The organism is Arthrobacter sp. 05N429 (genome assembly GCF_056397045.1).
Window position 1 is genome coordinate 687,136 of the sequence record NZ_JBFTMQ010000001.1, and the last position, 15,307, is coordinate 702,442.

A 15,307-nucleotide genomic window follows, 5' to 3' on the forward strand; every position below is an offset into this window, starting at 1 on the left:
GACATTCCCCGCCCGCGCGAAAAGGTGCGGGCTGAATGTGAAGCTGTTTGTTACGCGGGCGCTAGCACGCTGCGCAGGTTGCGGCGATGCCTGTCCGGGGCCTCGTCAGGAGCTGGAAGGTTGAACAGGTTCCCGGGCATCCGGCGCCCGGCAGGGCGGTGCCGCCGCAGACCGGATTGGCCGTCGCTGCGACCGCTTCGTCAGGTTCTTCGGCGGGTACCCGGACTAGCCCGGCCGCGTCCCGGCTCAGGGCGGCCCCCTGGCTGCCGGTGGGGATGCTGAGGCCGAACAGGGCATCGAGCGCCGCGGCGTAGTCGTCCTGGCGCCCGAGCGCGGCGAGCTCCCGGCCGCGGACCGTCGGGGTATGGAGCAGGCGCCGGATCAGATGCCGGAGGGCGAGGTTCACGTCGTCAGCCGAGGCAGACCGGCCATGCTGTTTGCTGACGCGTTCCATTTCGCTGTGGAGGACCTGGTGGAGGTGCTCGCGCAGCGCGACGACGGCGGTATCTACGGCGCGCCCGGCTTCCTCTTCCTCGAAGTGGCGTGCCGCCCGCCGGACCAGGGCGCGGGCGCGCCGCAGCGCCGCGGCGTCCGCCGGGGGAGCAGCACGGTGCACCGATTCCAGCGTGATGAGCTCGACTCCCGGCAGCCCGCCCACGCGGGGGTCGAAATCATGGCTGGGAGCGAGGTCGATGATGGTGAGCGGACGGGCCGCGCCCTCACGCCACCGGGTGAGGGCGGCAGCGTCGAGGCGGGCCCCCGAGCCGCTGCAGCCAATGACGAGGTCTGCCCCGGCAACGGCTGCCGGCAGCTGACCGGCGGAGAGGGCGGCGCCGCCCCTGGCCGCTACGAAGGTCTCCGCGCGGCCGGAGTGGGAGAAGACCGAAATGTCGGAACATTTCCGGTTCCGGAGCAGCTCCGCGACGCACCCGGCGTAGGCGCCGGTCCCGAAGAGGACAGCCGACGCCCCGGCGATCCCGGCCTGTTTGGTGCCGTCCCGCGGGCCTCCGGCGGCGGCAAGGTCCAGGGCAACGGAAGCGATGGATCTGCTCGCGCTGCTGAGTGCGGTCTGTGCCCCCACGTCCTTCGCAGTGCGGGACGCGGCCTGGAACAGCCTGCCCAGCCGTCCGCTGGTGGTTCCGGCGGCCTGCGCGTCGGAGAGTGCGCGCCGGACTTGGCCGGCGACTTCGCGCTCACCCACGACGACTGAATCCAGCCCCGCGGCAACGGCGAAAAGGTGTTCGACAGCCGCAGTTCCCCGGAGTTCCTCGAAGAGGCCCGTAAGGCGGCTCATGGGCAGGCCGGACCAGACATGGACCGACCCGAGGACGTCCGTGCGGGCGGCTGCCAGGCCCGATCCGGACGGGACTTCGCAGTAGATTTCGAATCGGTTGCAGGTGGACAGGACCACGGAAGCGGTGACGGGCGGCCCGTCGGGGACAATATTGGCGAGAAGCTGCGGGGCGAGCCCGGTGGCGGCGGCGTGCAGTGCGGCGGCGGATTCCGGCTCCAGGTCCCGGTACTTCGCCATGAGCACCAGCAGTACCGGGCCGATCCCGGCGGTGCCGCCAGTCCGGGCTTGAGCTGTGTCAGACAAGGCTGCTCTCCTCCCAAAAAGATGCCCTACCTTGAGGCTGGCTGAGGCCGGCCGTCTTGGACAGCGTCGTACAGGGAGGTTGCGGAATCCTTGGGGGCGGGTCCGCCGGTTGCTAGAGCAGGTCGTCCAGGCCGGGGTTGAGGCGCTTGAGGACCTCGGAGTGGAGGATGGAGTTGGTGGCGAGGGCGTTGCCGCCGAAGGGGCCGTCTTCGCCTTCCAGGGAGGTGAAGCGCCCGCCTGCCTCGGTGACGATTGGTACCAGGGCGGCCATGTCGTAGAGGTTCAGCTCGGGCTCGCAGGCGATGTCGACGGCGCCTTCGGCCACGAGGCAGTAGGACCAGAAGTCCCCGTAGGCGCGGGTACGCCAGACTTCCTCGGTGAGGCCAAGGAACTCATCGAGGTTGCCGCGCTGCTTCCAGCCGCCCAGGCTGGAGTAGGACAGGGAGGCGTCCGAAAGCTCGGAGATGTTGGACACCTTCAGTCGGGTGGCGGCGGCCAGCGACCGGCCCATGTAGGCTCCGGCGCCCTTGGCGGCCCACCAGCGCTTGCCCAGTGCGGGGGCGCTCACGACGCCGACCACCGGCTCGCCTTCGTCGACGAGGGCGATCAGTGTGGCCCAGACGGGGACGCCGCGGACGAAGTTCTTGGTCCCGTCAATCGGGTCGATGATCCAGCGGCGCGAGCCGTGGCCGGAGCTGCCGAATTCCTCGCCGAGCACGGCATCGCGCGGGCGGGAACGGGACAGCTGGCCGCGGATGGCTTCCTCGGCTGACTTGTCGGCGTCGGTGACCGGCGTCAGGTCCGGCTTCGTCTCGATCCGAAGGTCGAGCGCCTTGAAGCGGCTCATGGTCTGGGAATCTACGGAATCTGCCAGTACATGGGCAAGGCGCAGGTCATCGTTGTAGCTCGAAGCGGGTTGACTCATGGTTCCAAACTACCGCCAAAGCGGGCGGGGGAGCGGTAGGCGGCACCGCAGCCGGCTACGAGACGGTGCCCAGTTCCTTGACGTCCTGTGCTTCCATCCGCGGGTCTGTCCCCAGCAGGCGGCGGAGCGAGGCGAGCCGGGCAGGGCCGGATTCTCCCGCGTGGCCGGCGGCCACCCAGGCGTCCACTCCGCAGTTGACGGCGCTGGAATCGTGCTTGCAGCCCCGCTCGCAGTCGTCGGTGCCGGGCTCCAGGTCCGGGAAGGACCGCAGGATCCGGTCCGGGTCCACGTGGGCCAGGCCGAAGGAGCGGATGCCCGGGGTGTCGATAATCCAGCTGCCCGCCGGGGCATCGTTGACCTTGAGGGCCAGGGCGGAGGAGGACGTGTGGCGGCCGCGTCCGGTGACGGCGTTGACCCCGCCGGTGGCGCGCTCCGCGCCGGTCAGGGCGTTGACCATGGTGGATTTGCCGACTCCGGAGTGGCCCAGCATGACGGTGACCTTCCCGTCGAGGTGGCCGCGCAGCTGTGAGACGGCGTCCTTGTCCAGGCGGGCGGACAGCCCGTCGTCGGAGCGGGCGTCGATGCCGGAGGCTGCGGAATCCGCCGTCTTGGAGATGATCACCGGGAAGGCAAGGTGCTGGTAATTGGAGAGGAGTTCCGCGGGATCCTTGACGTCGGCCTTGGTGACCAGCAGCAGCGGCTCGATGCCGGCGTCGTACGCGGCGACGAGGGCGCGGTCGATGAAGCCGGTCCGCGGCTCCGGGTTGGCGGCCGCCACGACGATCACCAGCGTGTCGGCATTGGCGACGACGGCGCGCTCGATCGGGTCCGTGTCGTCGGCGCTGCGCCGCAGCAGGGTCTTGCGGTCCTGGATCTTGACCAGCCTGGCCAGTGTGTCCGGTTCGCCGCTGACGTCCCCGACAAGAGAGACGAAGTCGCCGGCAACGACCGGGTTGCGGCGCAGCTCCCGGGCTCGGGCGGCGATGATCTTGCGCTCTTCGGGTGTGCCTTCGGCGACGACGGCGGTGTAGCGGCCGCGGTCCACGGTGATGATCCGGCCGGTGACGGCGTCGTCATAGGCGGGCCGGTCCTTGGTGCGGGGCCGGGAACCCTTTTTGTTGGGGCGGATCCGGACGTCGGATTCGTCCCAGGAATCAGTGCTGCGTGCCACCGGCGGAATCCTTCTCTGCAGTGGTTCGCTGCGCCAGCATGGCTTCCCAGAGCTGCGGGAAGTCCGGCATGGTCTTGGCCGTGGTCGCGATGTCCTCGACCTCGACGCCGGGCACGGCCAGGCCCAGGATGGCGCCCGCCGTGGCCATGCGGTGGTCGGCATAGCTGTGGACGACGCCGCCGTGCAGCGGCGCCGGGCGGATGACGAGGCCGTCGCCGGTCTCCTCGGCCTCCCCGCCCAGGCGGTTGATCTCGGCCACGAGGGCGGCGAGCCGGTCCGTTTCGTGCCCGCGGAGATGGGCGATGCCGGTCAGCCGCGAGGGGCCGGTGGCGAGGGCGCACAGTGCTGCCACGGTGGGCGCGAGTTCGCTGGTCTCGTCGAAGTCGGCACCCTTGATCTCGGGGCCGCCGGTGACCGTCAGGGTGTCGTCCGTGAGTGTGACGATGGCACCCATGGCCGTGAGGATGCCGCGCCAAAGGTCGCCGACCTGCGTGGTCTCTGCGGGCCAGTTGGGGATCCGCACGGTCCCGCGGGTGGCCAGGGCCGCCGCCAGGAAGGGGCCGGCGTTGGAGAGGTCCTGTTCGATCCGCTGGTCAAAGGCGCGGATCGGACCGGGGGAGACAACCCAGTGGTTCGGAACGGAATCATCAACCCCCACGCCGACGCCGCGCAGCACGGCCACCGTCATGTTGATGTGGTCCAGGCTCGGCACGGGCTTGCCCGGGTGTTCGGCACTGCGGTGCTCCAGATGTAGACCTTCGGTGAAGCGGGCGCCGGCCAGCAGCAGGGCGGAGACAAATTGCGACGAGGCGCTGGCATCGATGACGAGGTGGCCGCCGCGGACTTCCCCCGTGCCCTGGACCGTGAACGGCAATGACGACGCCGATCCGCCGTCGGGCGCGCTGACCGCTACGCCGAGTCCGGTCAGGGCCTCGATAATGGTGCCCATCGGGCGCTTGCGCGCGTGCGGGTCGCCGTCGAACAGTGACGCCCCCCGGCGCAGGGCCGCGACAGGCGGCACGAAGCGCATGACCGTCCCGGCCAGGCCGCAGTCGATCGCAGCCGGAGCCCCGGAGGGTTCCGTGCTGATGGGCGTGACGGCCAGATCGGGGCCGAAGTCGCCGTCGCCCGAAACCTCCGTGATGATGGCGCCGAGTTGCCGCAGGGCCTCGATCATCAGGGCCGAATCCCGGGAGTGCAGCGGAGCGCGCAACCGCGAGGGCCCGTCGGCGAGGGCCGCCAGCACGAGGTACCGGTTGGTCAGGGACTTCGATCCCGGCACGGTGACCGTCGCGTCAACGGGCCGTTCGGCAAAGGGCGCCCGCCAGAGCGGAGCGGTCCCGGCCGGAAGGGGATGGGCGGCTGCGGTGGGGGTGGTGCCTGTCATTGCTGTTTTAGGCTCCGTGGGTGTGGTCTACGGCTTTGCGCACGGCCTTGTCGGCCTTCTTAAGCTGTTTGCCGGTGGTCTTCCTGACATCGGCGGCGAGGTGGCCGGCGTTCTTCTTGGCGTCCGCGGCGAGGTGTTCGGCGCGCCAGGCCAGGCTGGGCCTGCCATTGGTGTCGACGGAGGCCAGCAGCACGCCGCCGGTCAGCGAGACGTTCTTCAGCAGCTGCTTGCGGCGGGCGCCGCGGCCTTCCTTGGACGTGATGTCCGCACTGCGCCATTCAACGTAGCCGTTGAGCGCGGAGATGACGGCCAGGACGGTGGCTGCCAGGCGTGCTGACTTGCCGAGCGCGAGGAGGACCCCGGCTCCAACCTGTGTGCCGCCGATGACGCGAGCCAGGACCTTCTCGTTGGTCTGGAACGGAAGGGACTCGGCGGCGCGGCGCAACAGCGGTGAGAGCTGCGTCGCGGTGTCGTCCGCATTCTTTAGCTTGTCCATGCCTGCAAGGACGAAACTGGAGGCGAGCATGGGCCGGGCGAGAAAGCGGACAAAGGACATGAATTTCCTCCTGGATGGACGAACCGCGGAAGCACTGCGGGAGAACCGGTTCTAGTCTTGCACTTTTGCGGAATATTTGCCTGCCCGGCGGGGTTGTGAATGACAGGTCCCGGCCGCTGGTTTGCGGCTGGTCAAGGGGCAAGACAACAAGAGCACGATAACGAGTCAGGTCAGCCCGCATGCCGGGCTGGAACACGGTGCCGCGGCTGGAGGACTCCGGCGTGGCGCCAGGGAGGCGGAGATTTGGTTCTGGTGAAGGACAAGCTCGCACGGGGCACCGCGCTTTTCAGGGACACTGCGCAGCCTGCGGCGGATCCTGCGGCGTTGTGGACGATGGCCCTGCAGGATGGAGCGGTGCCGGCGATTCCGGACACCCGCCGGAAGGTAACAGTAGACTTGAAGGCAATGAGCACCATGGATCCGGCCGTTGCGGCCATGCACGAGGCAGCCGGAAACGGCGCGACGCCCGCCGAGTCACCTGTTGCCGGCCCTGCCGGCGCACTTCCCAGCCCTGCCTTGGAGCCCAACGCCGCGCAGGATGCGGCCGCCCAGGAGATGATCGTGGACGGCCAGGCCTTGGACGTTGCGACGGAAACGGCTGAAGACCGCCGCGTGCGGTTCGAACGCGACGCCATGCAGTATGTGGACCAGCTGTATTCCGCGGCCATGCGGATGGCCCGGAATCCCGCGGATGCCGAGGACCTTGTCCAGGAGGCCTACACGAAGGCTTTTTCGGCCTTCCACCAGTACAAGCCGGGCACCAACCTGAAGGCCTGGCTATACCGCATCCTGACAAACACCTACATCAATCTTTACCGCAAGCGGCAGCGCGAGCCGCTGCAGTCCAACTCGGACACCATTGAGGACTGGCAGCTGGCCCGGGCGGAGTCGCACACGTCCTCGGGACTGCGCTCGGCCGAGGCCGAGGCGCTGGACCACCTGCCGGATTCCGACGTAAAACGGGCCCTGCAGGCCATCCCGGAGGAATTCCGGCTGGCCGTGTACTTCGCCGACGTCGAGGGATTCGCGTACAAGGAAATTTCAGACATTATGAACACGCCGATCGGGACCGTGATGTCCCGGCTGCACCGGGGCCGGAAGATGCTGCGGGATATGCTCGCCGACTACGCCGCCGAGCGGGGATTCAGGGCCGCAGATGCCACCGCGGCGGCCGGAAGCAACAAACAGGAGAACAGGAAATGAGCGACTGCCAGGGACTGGGCGATTGCGATGACGCCCGGATGCAACGTATCTACGAGTATCTGGATGGTGCCCTCACCCACGATGACATCGCGGAGATCAAGGACCACCTGGACGGCTGCCCCGAATGCTTTGAGCAGTACGACCTCGAATGTGTCATCCGCGTGATGGTGAAGCGTTCCTGCACCGAAGCCGCCCCGGAGAACCTGAAGAACTCCATCCTGGACCGGATCCACTCCAGCAACCCCGTCGAGGCCTGACCCAGGCAGACCCGGCGCCGCCCGAATACCAATAAACAGATGACCCCGGAAACCGTGAGGTTTCCGGGGTCATCTGTCCAAAGCTGTGGTTCCTAAGCGTTGCTTAGGCGTTGGGGCGCTTGCCGTGGTTCGCGCCGCCACGCTTACGGTCACGACGTTTACGTGCACGCTTGCTCATAGCTGGCCTCCTTAATTTTTGGTACTCAAAAGAGCTGCCCTCAAGTCTCCCACATCAGGGGACCCGCCGCGAACCGGCGGGCGCACAGGGGTGAAACGATCAGTCCAGGGAATTCCGGATGGAGATCCGGGCCTGGTCCAGCACCGTCCTGACCGTCTCCAGCGTCACCGGCGTGATCGGGTGCCGGCCGCCGTGGCGGCGCAATTCCACCCGGATGTCGTCGCGGAATGCCTGCACCAGCATCTCCGCTTCGCGCAGCCGGCCATCGCTCTCCTGTGAGTAGCGCTGGCCCGCCAGCGAGGCGACCGTTGAACCGGCCGCACGGGCTGAGGAGCGTGCGGCCTCGGCGGTTGCCGCCAGGTCCGCCCGCAGCCCGCGCATGTTGACCTTGATGTCCTGGCGCAGGTTGTCCGCGAGCCTCCGGACCGACGCGGAGATGTCGTTTTCCACGCCGGCAAGTTCGTCCCGCCGGCTGTTCAGCTCCAGGAGTCCGGCCGGGGTGATGCTGTAACAGGTCCGGCGGCCTTCGGTGTGGGTGGCCACGAGCCCTTCCTCTTCCAGCTTGCCGAGCCGCGGATAGATGGTCCCGGCACTGGGGGAGTAGGTGCCGCCGAAGCGTTCGCTGAGCGCCTTGATGAGTTCGTAGCCGTGCTTGGGGCCGGTCTCCAGCAGGGCGAGCAGGTAGAGCCGGAGGGCGCCATGGGCAAAGACCGGAGGCATCAGAGCCCCGTTTCGGTGTCCGGAGCCGGCGGGCGGTGGAAGATCGACGTCTTGCCCGAGACAGAGTTGGTGCGGACCAGCATGAGCTGGGAATCGGGCCCGGCGATGGTCTGAACGCCGCCGCCGGGCTGGGCGTATTTTGTGTCGCCAATGACGACGGCGCCGCTGGCGGACTTGGCAATGATGTCCACCCCGACGTCGTGCGGAACGCGGATGGTAACGTCACCCGACACCGAGTTGGCGCCAAAGTCCTGGGTGAAGCCGTGCAGGTCGAAGCTCAGGTCACCGCTGACCGTGTTGGCGCGGATGTGGCTGAAATCGCCGGAGGCTGTGACCTCGCCGGAGACGCTCTTTGCCGTCAGGACGCCGTGGTGGTTGCGGGCGATCACTTCGCCGCTGACGGTGTTGACGGCCAGGTTTCCGGAGGTGCCGTCGGCCAGGACGGAACCGGAAACCGTGTTGAGCCGGGTGTGCCCGCTGATTCCGGAGACCATGCCGTCGCCGCTGACGGTGCCGGCCTCGACCTCGACGCCGGCGGGCAGGGCGATGCTGATGACCACTGAGTTGTTGCTGTTGTTGCTGACGGTGTCCATCAAATTCTTGAACCAGCCCTGCGGGCCGTGCAGCTGGTGCCGGACCTCGAGGCGCCCGTCCACGATGCTGATCGCCAGCGGATCGCCGGAGACCTCGGAGACCTCGATCCTGGCGACGGCCTCCTCATGGGTGACGATGTCGAACCGGCCCCGGACAATGCCGAGCTTGAGCGAGCGGACGCCGTCGACGTCGATGGTCTGCGGACCGGTGACGGTCCAGTTGTTCTCCGTCATGCTGTTCTCTGACATGGTTCCTCCGGGCGGGCGATACTTCATGCGGTGGTTTACGATATATCGCGACTATGAAGTCACGATATATCGCCGCAACTGCACGGTCAAGATATATCGCGAATTTCCCGGTGCCGGGCGGGGGCCTATTCGGGGGCGTCCATCCCCAGCCATTGGAACCAGCCCCGGTGCAGCACAAGCCACGCCATCAGCCCGTAGCCGGCCTGGCCGGGCGTGCCCCCATTGGCGGCGAGGTCCTGCCGCCACTGTTCATGGTTGAGCAGGGGGGAGAAGGTGTCGACATAGAGGTGTTTGCGCCGCGTGGTGACATCGGCGAAGGCGGTATTGAGCTCGCCGAGCCGGCGGTTCTGGGCCGGGTCCAGTGACGGCGGCGGGCCCACGACAAAAACTTCGATCTTGCTCTGCGAGGCGGAGTCGAGGATATTGGCGAGGTTGAGCCGGCTGCGTGCAGTGGAGAGGCCAAACTCGACATCGCGGCCGGAAAGGCCGATCACCAGGCGGTTCTCGTGGTGGCTGTTGAAGCGGCGGCCGGCTTCCTCAAGCCAGCGGGCGGCCAGACCCTCAGTTCCCTCCTGCGGACAGGGGAGGGAATAGCATTCCAGCGACAGTCCGTCCTGCGGCGTGCGCGCCAGGACCCGCCCCAGCCAGCCCAGCGCCCGGGGGTCACCCAGGCCGGCCAGCAGTTCATCGCCCACGGCTGCGATCCGCAGCTTTCGATCTTCCACGACTACCTCTTTACTCCAGAGCGTCCATTGAACCGCCCCCGGACGACAACGGTGCCCGGGGACGGCGACGGTTTAAACAACTCTGCCCGGCCGGAGTTGCGTGATTCAATCTCCGGCCGGGCAGCGTTGACCTTACTTACGTGCGAATGCCTGCTTGAGCAGTGTGTCCTGCTCGGCCGAGTGGCGCTTCATCGATCCAGCCGCGGTGGAAGCCGAGGCAGGGCGGGAAACGAGGCGGACCCGGCGGTCCAGCGCGTCCGGAAGGTTCAGGCCGATGAACGGCCACGGACCCTGGTTGGCGGGCTCGTCCTGGGCCCAGACAACCTCGGCGTTCGGGTACTTGGCAAGCTCCGTGGCGATCTCGGCGGCCGGCAGCGGGTAAAGCTGCTCGACCCGGATGATCGCCGTGGTCTTGTCGCCGGTCTTCTGCCGGGTGGACAGCAGATCGTAGTACAGGCGACCGGAGACCAGCAGGACACGTTCGACGGCGTCGCCCTGCAGCTGCTCGTGCTCGGGGATGACCGGCCGGAAGGTGCCGGTGGTGAAGTCCTCCACGGAAGACGCTGCGGCCTTGAGGCGGAGCAGCTGCTTCGGCGTGAAGATGATGAGCGGCTTCCGCGGCCGGCTGTAGGCCTGGCGGCGCAACAGGTGGAAGTGCGACGCCGAGGTCGTGGGGTTGGCCACGATCATGTTCTCTTCGGCGCACATCTGCAGGAAGCGCTCGATCCGTGCGGAGGAGTGATCCGGCCCCTGGCCCTCGTAACCGTGCGGCAGCATCAGCACGAGCGACGAGCGCTGGCCCCACTTCTGCTCGGCCGAGGAGATGAACTCGTCGATGATGGTCTGCGCGCCGTTGACGAAGTCACCGAACTGCGCCTCCCAGAGCACCAGGGCATCCGGGCGTTCCACCGAGTAGCCGTATTCGAAGCCCATGGCCGCGTATTCCGAGAGCAGGGAGTCGTAGATCCACAGCTTGGCCTGGTCATCGGAGAGGTGAGCCAAGGGCAGCCACTCGTCGCCGTTGGCGCGGTCGTGGAAGACGGCGTGGCGTTGCACGAACGTGCCGCGGCGCGAGTCCTGGCCGGCGAGCCGGACGGGAACGCCTTCCATGATGAGCGAACCGAACGCAGCCAGTTCGCCGAAGCCCCAGTCGATGCCGCCTTCGCGGGACATGACTTCGCGCTTCTCGAGGAGCTGCTTGAGCTTCGCGTGGACCGTGAAACCCTCGGGGATGTCGACGTGTGCCTTGCCGATGCGCGCCAGCGTCTCGGCGGAGATCGCCGTCGACGCCGGGGCGCTGATGCCGGAGTCGGACTGCTGTGCCATCGGGCGCTCCAGATCGGATACCGCGGCGGAATCCGCCGTGATGATCGGAATCGGCGACGTCTGCGCGGCATGCGTTTCCGCGAAGACACGCTCCAGCCGTTCCTGGTAGTCGCGCAGCAGCTGCTCGGCTTCTTCCTCGGTGATGTCACCGCGGCCGATCAGGGATTCCGTGTACAGCTTGCGGACCGAGCGCTTGGCCTCGATCAGGTTGTACATCAGGGGCTGGGTCATCGAGGGGTCGTCGCCCTCGTTGTGGCCGCGGCGGCGGTAGCAGACCATGTCGATGACAACATCCTTGTGGAACCGCTGGCGGAACTCGTAGGCGAGCTGGCCGATGCGGACCACGGCTTCGGGGTCGTCGCCGTTCACGTGGAACACCGGCGCCTGGATCATCTTGGCGACGTCCGTGGAGTAGGTGGACGACCGCGACGAGGACGGGGCGGTGGTGAAGCCGACCTGGTTGTTGACCACGATGTGGATGGTGCCGCCGGTGCGGTAGCCGCGCAGCTGGGAGAGGTTGAGCGTTTCAGCGACAACGCCCTGGCCGGCGAATGCGGCGTCGCCGTGCACCATGATCGGCAGCACGGGGAAGGCTTCGCCCTGGTCGAGGCGGTCCTGCTTGGCGCGGACGATACCTTCGAGGACGGAGTCCACGGCTTCGAGGTGCGACGGGTTGGCGGCCAAGTAGACCTTGGTCTCCTTGCCGTTGTCCGAGGTGAACGTGCCCTCGGTGCCGAGGTGGTACTTCACGTCGCCGGAGCCCTGCACGGAGCGCGGGTCCTGGGTGCCTTCAAATTCGCGGAAGACCTGGGCGTAGGTCTTTCCGGCAATGTTGGTGAGCACGTTGAGCCGGCCGCGGTGGGCCATGCCGATCGCCACTTCGTCGAGTTCGTCGTCGGCCTCGGCTTGGAGTACGGGTGCTCCAGCTGGTCCTGGAACCACTTGCGCTCTTCCGGGTCCTGGATGTGCATGTATTCGATGCCGGTGGTGCGGCAGTAGGCATCGCGGAGCACGCCCAGGATGTCGCGGAATGCCAGCATGGGCTTGCCGCCGAAACCGCCGGTGGGCCATTCGCGGTCCAGGTCCCACAGCGTCAGGCCGTAGGTCAGGACGTCGAGGTCCGGGTGCTTGCGCTGGACGTACTCGAGCGGATCGGTGTCCGCCATGAGATGGCCGCGGACGCGGTAGGCGTGGATGAGCTGCTGGATCCGGGCGACCTTGTTGATCTCGTCGGCCGGGTCCACCTGCAGGTCGGGGCTCCAGCGCACGGGCTCGTAGGGGATCCGCAGGGATTCGAAGATCTCGTCGTAGAAGTTCTGGGCGCCCAGCAGGAGCTGGTGGACCAGCTTCAGGAACTCGCCGCTGCCGGCGCCCTGGATGACGCGGTGGTCATAGGTGGAGGTCAGGGTAAGGACCTTGCTGATGGCGTTGTGCGCGATGATCTTCGCGCTGGCGCCCTGGAATTCCGCGGGGTAATCCAGTGCGCCGACGCCGATGATGGCGGCCTGTCCCTTGGACAGACGCGGCACGGAGTGCACGGTTCCGATGCCGCCCGGGTTGGTCAGCGAGACCGTGGTGCCGGAGTGGTCGTCGGCCGTCAGCTTGCCTGCGCGGGCACGCTTGATCAGGTCCTCGTAGGTGTGCCAGAACTCGGAGAAGTTGAGGGTCTCCGCCTTCTTGATGTTCGGGACCATCAGCAGGCGGGTGCCGTCGGGCTTGGGCATGTCGATGGCGATGCCGAAGTTGACGTGGGCCGGCTGGACGGCGACCGGCTTGCCGTCCACCTCGTCGTAGTAGACGTTCATCGAGGGGAACTGGGCCAGGGCGCGGATGACGGCGTAACCGATCAGGTGCGTGAAGGAGACCTTGCCGCCACGGGCACGGGCAAGATTGGAGTTGATCACCACGCGGTTGTCGATCAGCAGCTTCGCCGGGATCGCCCGCACGCTGGTGGCGGTCGGAACCTCCAGGCTGGTGACCATGTTCGACGCGATCGCCTTGGCCGGTCCGCGGAGGACGGAGACGACGTCTTCCTCGGGAGCCGTCGGGGCCTTGATGTTCTTGGGCAGCTGGGCCGGGATGGGCGCAGTGCCGGGGCCGGCCTCCGAGGTCTTGGAACCGTCGCGGGCAATGGTGGCCGGGGCCTTCTTCGCGGCGGGAGCGGCGGGAGGAGCGGCAGGGGCGGGTGCTGCAGGTGCGGCCGGCTGCGCTGCCGGAGCCGCAGGAGCTACCACGGGAAGTTCGCGAGTGGCGGGGTGCGCAACTGCCGCTGCGCCTGAGGTCCCGTTGGTGGAGGCACTGTCTCCGGCGCCAAAGGATTCGAACAAGGGCCACCACTTGGCATCCACCGTGTTCTTGTCCTGCTGATAACGCTCGTACAGTTCGTCAACGAGCCACTCGTTTCCGCCAAATTCCTCTGGTAGACGGTGGCTAGGCTGCTCTGGCACTTGAATTACGCCTCTTCCATGAGTTTGATTCCCACTGGTTTCACGGTGCCGCAGCACAACGATTGAACCAGTCTCCGCGTCCAGTGAACCCAGACCCCTGCCAGTCTAGTGACGATTCTTGCCAAACCGCCAATAAGGGTGACTCAAATCATCAAGTCTGCTCAAAGCGCCGCCGCGGCGCGTCTTCCGGCCGTCCATCGGGGCTGCCGGCGCGGCCGGCCGGGCAGCGGAGCGGACGCGCCCGCAGGGTTCGGGAAGCCTCGCTAGAATCGCTCAGAGAACCCGTTGAGCACCGGAATGCCAATTTTTGCTTACTTTAAGGAGCAGCCGTGCGTTTCCTGACAGAGCCCACCACCGACCTGACCTACTCGGACCTCTTCCTGGTACCGTCCCGTTCCGACGTCACCTCCCGCCTGGACGTGGACCTGGCCGCGGATGACGGGACAGGGTCCGCTATTCCGCTGGTGGCGGCCAACATGACGGCGGTGACCGGCAAGCGTATGGCCGAGACCATGGCCCGGCGCGGTGGACTGGCCGTGCTGCCGCAGGACGTGCCGCTGGACGTGATCCGCGATGTTGCCTCCTGGCTCAAGACCCGCCACGCCGTCCTGGAAACCCCGGTCACGCTGTCGCCCGCCGACACTGTCATCGATGCCCTCCACCTGATGGGCAAGCGTCCGCACGGGGCGGTCGTGGTGGTGGATGACTCGGGTGCGGTGAGCGGCATCGTCCGGGCTGCCGACTGCGAGGGCCAGGACCGTTTCGCCTCGCTCGCCTCGGTGATGCGCCAGCCGCTGGTACTTGACGCCGCCATGCTGGACGACACGCCCGACGGCGACGCCGGCTCCGGCCTGCGCCGCGCCTTCGACGCGATGGACGCTGCCGGGACCGACTTTGCGCCCGTGCAGCGGGATGGTGTCCTGGCCGGGGTCCTCACGCGGAAGGGCGCACTGCGCTCCACGCTGTACCGGCCCTCGCTGGACACCGCCGGCAGGCTGAAGGTGGCTGCCGCCGTCGGGATCAACGGCGATGTCGCCGGGCGGGCCGCGGAACTCCTCGCCGCCGGTGTCAACGTACTGGTCCTGGACACCGCTCACGGCCACCAGCAGAAAATGTTCGACGCCCTGGCCGCGGTCAAGGGCCTCAACCCGGGCGTCCCCGTGGTGGCAGGCAACGTGGTCACGGCCGAGGCGACGCGCGAACTCATCCAGGCCGGGGCGGACATCGTTAAGGTCGGAGTTGGCCCCGGCGCCATGTGCACCACCCGCATGATGACGGCCGTGGGCCGGCCGCAGTTCTCCGCGGTGCTGGAATGCTCGGCCGCCGCCCGGGCGGCCGGCGGACGGGTCTGGGCCGACGGCGGTGTCCGCTACCCGCGCGACGTCGCGCTTGCCCTGGCGGCCGGGGCAAGCCAGGTCATGATCGGATCCTGGTTCGCCGGCACGCACGAGAGCCCGGGGGACCTGCAGCAGGACGCCGGCGGGCGGCAGTACAAGGAAAGCTTCGGCATGGCGTCCGCCCGGGCCGTGCAGAACCGCAACCAGCGCGAGGGCGCCTTCGAAAAGGACCGCAAGGCCTTGTTCGAGGAAGGCATCTCCACTTCCAGGATGTTCATCGATCCGGTGAGGCCCGGCGTCGAGGATCTGCTGGACATGATCACCGCCGGGCTCCGCAGCTCCATGAGCTACGCCGGTGCAGCGGACCTTGCAGCATTCCGGGAACGCGCCGTGGCGGGAATCCAGTCCGCGGCCGGCTACGAGGAAGGCCGTCCGGTCCCGCAGAGCTGGTGAGGCGCCGCTGACGGAACCGGCCGACGTCGGGCGCCTCCTAACGGTGTCATGACGGCGGCCGTGCCGGGGTGCTCCTGTAGACTGAAATTCTTATGGACAGTAAATCTAGGTGCCGGCCTGGGGGCTGTCAGCGGGGAACGGAATCCGTTCCCGCGCAGTCTTCCCGAAGAGCCGGCAAACCCC

12 protein-coding genes and 1 pseudogene are annotated in these 15,307 nt (G+C 67.6%); 3 read left to right on the forward strand and 10 right to left on the reverse strand.

The window, feature by feature from the left end; all coding sequences use genetic code 11:
- Positions 1 to 61: 61 nt before the first annotated feature.
- From AC1DF4_RS03245 to AC1DF4_RS03265, 5 genes are all read right to left on the reverse strand, one after another.
- Positions 62 to 1,597 (reverse strand): glutamyl-tRNA reductase, encoded by a 1,536-nt coding sequence (locus AC1DF4_RS03245; protein WP_476911504.1) that lies wholly within the window; start codon positions 1,595 to 1,597, stop codon positions 62 to 64.
- A 112-nt stretch (positions 1,598 to 1,709) separates the two neighbouring features.
- The gene (gene hisN, locus AC1DF4_RS03250) at positions 1,710 to 2,522 is read right to left on the reverse strand and encodes a histidinol-phosphatase (protein WP_476911505.1); all 813 of its coding nucleotides are present in this window, start codon (positions 2,520 to 2,522) and stop codon (positions 1,710 to 1,712) included.
- Positions 2,523 to 2,577: 55 nt separating this feature from the next.
- Positions 2,578 to 3,693, reverse strand: a complete 1,116-nt coding sequence (gene rsgA, locus AC1DF4_RS03255; protein ID WP_441404606.1) for a ribosome small subunit-dependent GTPase A — start codon at positions 3,691 to 3,693, stop codon at positions 2,578 to 2,580.
- A complete protein-coding gene (gene aroA / locus AC1DF4_RS03260) occupies positions 3,677 to 5,080 on the reverse strand; it encodes a 3-phosphoshikimate 1-carboxyvinyltransferase (protein ID WP_476911506.1) in 1,404 nt (467 codons plus the stop codon). The genes rsgA and aroA overlap by 17 nt, the downstream gene beginning before the upstream one ends.
- A 7-nt stretch (positions 5,081 to 5,087) precedes the next feature.
- Positions 5,088 to 5,636: a DoxX family protein gene (locus tag AC1DF4_RS03265; RefSeq protein WP_476911507.1), complete on the reverse strand. Its 549-nt coding sequence runs from the start codon at positions 5,634 to 5,636 to the stop codon at positions 5,088 to 5,090.
- A gap of 405 nt (positions 5,637 to 6,041) precedes the next feature.
- Between AC1DF4_RS03265 and AC1DF4_RS03270 the strand changes: the two genes are divergently transcribed.
- Entirely contained in the window at positions 6,042 to 6,839 is a 798-nt protein-coding gene (locus AC1DF4_RS03270) for a sigma-70 family RNA polymerase sigma factor (RefSeq protein WP_476911508.1), read from the forward strand.
- A complete protein-coding gene (gene rsrA, locus AC1DF4_RS03275) occupies positions 6,836 to 7,096 on the forward strand; it encodes a mycothiol system anti-sigma-R factor (protein ID WP_346927964.1) in 261 nt (86 codons plus the stop codon). The genes AC1DF4_RS03270 and rsrA overlap by 4 nt, the downstream gene beginning before the upstream one ends.
- Positions 7,097 to 7,199: 103 nt before the next feature.
- Here rsrA and AC1DF4_RS03280 read toward each other — a convergent pair whose 3' ends face one another.
- The 5 genes and pseudogenes from AC1DF4_RS03280 to AC1DF4_RS03300 all read right to left on the reverse strand — a co-directional run bounded on the left by AC1DF4_RS03280 (position 7,200) and on the right by AC1DF4_RS03300 (position 13,334).
- Positions 7,200 to 7,274 (reverse strand): 50S ribosomal protein bL37, encoded by a 75-nt coding sequence (locus AC1DF4_RS03280; RefSeq protein WP_104061284.1) that lies wholly within the window; start codon positions 7,272 to 7,274, stop codon positions 7,200 to 7,202.
- 99 nt (positions 7,275 to 7,373) lie between these two features.
- Entirely contained in the window at positions 7,374 to 7,994 is a 621-nt protein-coding gene (locus tag AC1DF4_RS03285; protein ID WP_476911509.1) for a PadR family transcriptional regulator, read from the reverse strand.
- Complete coding sequence (locus tag AC1DF4_RS03290; protein ID WP_476911630.1) at positions 7,994 to 8,821, reverse strand: DUF4097 family beta strand repeat-containing protein; 828 nt, start codon at positions 8,819 to 8,821, stop codon at positions 7,994 to 7,996. The genes AC1DF4_RS03285 and AC1DF4_RS03290 overlap by 1 nt, the downstream gene beginning before the upstream one ends.
- Positions 8,822 to 8,961: 140 nt before the next feature.
- Positions 8,962 to 9,561 carry a GDSL-type esterase/lipase family protein gene (locus tag AC1DF4_RS03295; RefSeq protein ID WP_476911510.1) on the reverse strand — a complete coding sequence of 200 codons (600 nt, stop codon included), beginning with the start codon at positions 9,559 to 9,561 and terminating at the stop codon, positions 8,962 to 8,964.
- 132 nt (positions 9,562 to 9,693) lie between these two features.
- Positions 9,694 to 13,334, reverse strand: a pseudogene (locus AC1DF4_RS03300) (multifunctional oxoglutarate decarboxylase/oxoglutarate dehydrogenase thiamine pyrophosphate-binding subunit/dihydrolipoyllysine-residue succinyltransferase subunit).
- A gap of 329 nt (positions 13,335 to 13,663) precedes the next feature.
- Here AC1DF4_RS03300 and AC1DF4_RS03305 point away from each other — a divergent pair.
- A complete protein-coding gene (locus tag AC1DF4_RS03305) occupies positions 13,664 to 15,124 on the forward strand; it encodes a GuaB1 family IMP dehydrogenase-related protein (protein ID WP_476911511.1) in 1,461 nt (486 codons plus the stop codon).
- Positions 15,125 to 15,307 lie beyond the last annotated feature (183 nt).

Bases quoted from the DNA above. Each gene is read 5' to 3' on its own strand.
- hisN (WP_476911505.1), bottom strand. From the start codon at position 2,522: ATGAGTCAACCCGCTTCGAGCTACAACGATGACCTGCGCCTTGCCCAT.
- AC1DF4_RS03270 (WP_476911508.1), top strand. From the start codon at position 6,042: ATGAGCACCATGGATCCGGCCGTTGCGGCCATGCACGAGGCAGCCGGA.
- AC1DF4_RS03285 (WP_476911509.1), bottom strand. From the start codon at position 7,994: ATGCCTCCGGTCTTTGCCCATGGCGCCCTCCGGCTCTACCTGCTCGCC.
- AC1DF4_RS03265 (WP_476911507.1), bottom strand. From the start codon at position 5,636: ATGTCCTTTGTCCGCTTTCTCGCCCGGCCCATGCTCGCCTCCAGTTTC.
- aroA (WP_476911506.1), bottom strand. From the start codon at position 5,080: ATGACAGGCACCACCCCCACCGCAGCCGCCCATCCCCTTCCGGCCGGG.
- AC1DF4_RS03290 (WP_476911630.1), bottom strand. From the start codon at position 8,821: ATGACGGAGAACAACTGGACCGTCACCGGTCCGCAGACCATCGACGTC.
- rsrA (WP_346927964.1), top strand. From the start codon at position 6,836: ATGAGCGACTGCCAGGGACTGGGCGATTGCGATGACGCCCGGATGCAA.